This is a genomic window from Dietzia sp. DQ11-38-2 (assembly GCF_014145055.1).
In the GTDB taxonomy this organism is placed as follows: domain Bacteria; phylum Actinomycetota; class Actinomycetes; order Mycobacteriales; family Mycobacteriaceae; genus Dietzia.
The window spans coordinates 1-3120 of sequence record NZ_JAALDW010000492.1 but is presented as its reverse complement, the minus strand read 5'-3'; the positions used below and the strand labels follow the sequence as shown (position 1 = coordinate 3120).

At 70.9% G+C, this 3120-nt stretch carries 4 protein-coding genes; all 4 read left to right on the top strand.

The window, feature by feature from the left end:
* Positions 1-734, top strand: a 734-nt coding sequence (locus G6026_RS17650) for a helix-hairpin-helix domain-containing protein (RefSeq protein ID WP_241728126.1), incomplete at its 5' end; no start/stop codon positions are given.
* A gap of 3 nt (positions 735-737) precedes the next feature.
* Positions 738-1610: an RNase adapter RapZ gene (rapZ, locus tag G6026_RS15390; RefSeq protein WP_182613688.1), complete on the top strand. Its 873-nt coding sequence runs from the start codon at positions 738-740 to the stop codon at positions 1608-1610.
* Positions 1611-1614: 4 nt separating this feature from the next.
* Positions 1615-2616 (top strand): uridine diphosphate-N-acetylglucosamine-binding protein YvcK, encoded by a 1002-nt coding sequence (yvcK, locus tag G6026_RS15385; protein WP_107758092.1) that lies wholly within the window; start codon positions 1615-1617, stop codon positions 2614-2616.
* A 22-nt stretch (positions 2617-2638) separates the two neighbouring features.
* Positions 2639-3120: DNA-binding protein WhiA (whiA, locus tag G6026_RS15380; RefSeq protein WP_182613687.1), on the top strand; the 482-nt coding region annotated here is incomplete at its 3' end.

Below are 3120 nucleotides of genomic sequence, written 5' to 3'. Positions count from 1 at the left end.
TCCGCCTCTACCGGATCCGCGAGGCGGCCGGCGACGGTCACTCCGACGACGTCGCGAGCATCGCCGAGGTGACCCGCCGACGGTTCCGGCGGCACCACGAGGAGCCGGTGGTGACACCGGACGACGCCGACGGGCCCGTCGACGACCGGGCCGACGCGGGTGAGGGGGCGGCCGGCAGATCCGCGCCCACCCGCCGCTTCGCCTACCCGCCCCAGCTCTTCGTCGTCGACGGCGGCCGACCCCAGGTGGAGGCGGCCGCCGAGGTCCTGTCCGAACTGGGCGTCAACGACGTCCCGGTGATCGGCATCGCCAAACGTCTCGAGGAGATCTGGCTGCCCGGAGAGGAGTACCCGGTCATCTTCCCCCGGCACGGCGAGGGACTGTTCCTGCTGCAACGACTCCGCGACGAAGCGCACCGTTTCGCGATCCGGGCCCACCGGGGAGCCAGATCCCGACGGATGACGACGTCGATCCTCGACGACGTGCCCGGGCTCGGACCCTCACGCCGGTCGGCGCTGCTGGAGAAGTTCCCCACCGTCTCGGCACTCCGCGCCGCCGGAGTGGACGACCTCTGCGCGGTCCCCGGGATAGGCCCCGGGGTCGCGGCGGCGATCCGCGCGACCCTGGGATCCCCGGACGCCCCGCCCGCGGACCAACCGGGTACGGACGGGGGACGGGCGGACATGGGAGACTCGGACCGTGAGGTCGACGACCGGACGAGCGACTCGAGGTGAACCATGGACGTGAACGATGAGGGACGCGAACTCCTACTCATCTGTGGGATGTCCGGTGCGGGCAAGGGCACGGCGTCGAAGGTGCTCGAGGAGTTCGGCTGGTACGTCGTGGACAACCTCCCGCTCCGTTTCGTCGGGGAGCTGGTGGATCGTCTCGCCGAGGCCCGCGAGGAACCCAGGAGGTTCGCGATCGTCGCGGACGTCCGCAGCCTCGGATTCGACGAGCACATCGGAGAACTGCTCGGGCGCTTCGACGGCCGCCCCGAGGCGAGGATCCTCTTCCTGGACGCCTCGGACGAGGCCCTGGTCAAGCGGTTCAACAACGTCCGGCGATCCCACCCGTTGCAGTCGGGGGACGGGCTGATTGACGGGATCCAACGGGAGCGCAAGGTGTTGGAGGGGATTCGCGGACGCGCGGACGTGGTGGTCGACACCACCTCGTTGAGCGTCCACGATCTCCGGCACCGACTCGAGAAGCCGTTCGGCGACCTGGGATTCGATTTCCACCTCACCGTCGAGTCCTTCGGCTTCAAGTACGGGGTGCCGGTCGACGTGGACATGCTGCTCGACATGCGGTTCCTGCCCAACCCGCACTGGATTCCCAAACTCCAGGCGCACACCGGCCGCGAGAAGCCGGTCCAGGACTACGTCCTGGCGGATCCGTCGATCGAGGAGTACCTGCGCGCAGCGGTCTCGATGATCGGCCTGGCGATGACCGGGTATCGCCGGGAGGGCAAGCGGTACATGACCATCGCCGTGGGGTGCACCGGGGGCAAACACCGCAGCGTCGCGATCTCCGAATCACTGGCCGGGAGACTGTCCGGCCTCGACTCCGTCGACGTCCACGTCCGCCACCGTGATCTCGGACGAGAGTGATCGGATGACACGTCAGAGCACGGCGGGGGCGCCGGATCGGCTGGGGTCGCTCGTCGCCCTGGGCGGGGGCCACGGGTTGTCCGCCACCCTCCGCGCCGGGCGTATGGTCGCCGAGCACGTGACCGCGGTGGTGACCGTGGCGGACGACGGTGGGTCCTCCGGGCGACTCCGTCGCGAACTCGACATCCTGCCGCCCGGCGACCTCCGGATGGCGCTGTGCGCACTCGCGGCCGATGACGACGAGCACGCTCAGCTGACCAGTCTGTTCCAGCACCGCTACGGGGGGACCGGGGCGCTGGCGGGACACGCCGTGGGCAACCTCGTCTTCGCCGGATTCTGGGAACTGCTCGGGGACCCCGTCGAGGCGCTCGACGCCGTCGGGGCGATGCTCGGGGTGACCGGACGGGTACTCCCCATGTCGCCGGTGGCCCTGGACATCGCCGCGGAGGTCGTCGGACTGGAAGCCGATCCCCGCGTGGTGCGCACGATCATCGGCCAGGTCGCGGTGGCCACCACGCCCGGCAGTGTGCGCCGGGTGCGGCTCATCCCCGCCGACCCGCCCGTGGCGGACGGCGTCGTGGAGGCGATCGAGGCGGCGGACATGGTCGTGCTGGGACCGGGCTCGTGGTTCACGAGCGTCATACCGAACGTGTTGGTCCCGGACATCGCCTCCGCGTTGGCCCGCACGTCCGCGACCAGGGCGCTCGTGCTCAACCTGGCGCCGCAGGTCGGTGAGACCGCCGGGTTCTCCGCGGAGCAGCATCTCCACGTGTTGCGCCAGCACGCTCCCGCGGTCGACGTGGACGTGGTGCTGGTGGACCCGCGGATGCCACTGAGCGACACCGAACGTGAACACCTCGACCGGGCGGCGGCGGGTCTGGGGGCGCGGGTCATGGTGGCGGACATCGCCCGGACAGCACCGGATGGGACGATGAAGCCCGTGCACGACCCCGCTCTGCTCGCCCGGGCGCTCGCCGCCACGGTGACGGCGGGGGCCGACGGATGACCGGAGAACGAAGGAGCAGGGCGTGTCACTGACCGCACAGGTCAAGTCCGAACTGGTGAGAGTCCCGGTCGGGAACGCGGAGACCAGGAAGGCGGAGATCGCCTCGCTCCTGCGTTTCGCGGGCACCCTCCAGGTCCTCTCGGGCCGCCTCGTGATCGAGGCGGAGGTCGATTCGGGCGAGATCGCCGAGCGACTGTCCGGCGAACTCGACTCGCTGTTCTCCGTGCCCTGCGAGATCCACCCGATCGGGGGAAGCGGCGGCAAGCCGGCCCGGAAGTTCGTCCTCCGGGTGATCGACCGGGGAGCGGACCTGACCCGCCAGCTCGGACTGGTCGACGCCGCCGGCCGCACCGTCAGGGGATTGCCCGCCGCCGTCGTCGGGGGATCCGTGGCGGCGGCGGAGGCCTCGTGGCGGGGGGCGTTCCTCGCCCACGGTTCCCTCACCAAACCCGGGCGGTCGTCGGCGTTGGAGGTGACCGCGCCCGGAGCGGAGGCCGCGATGGC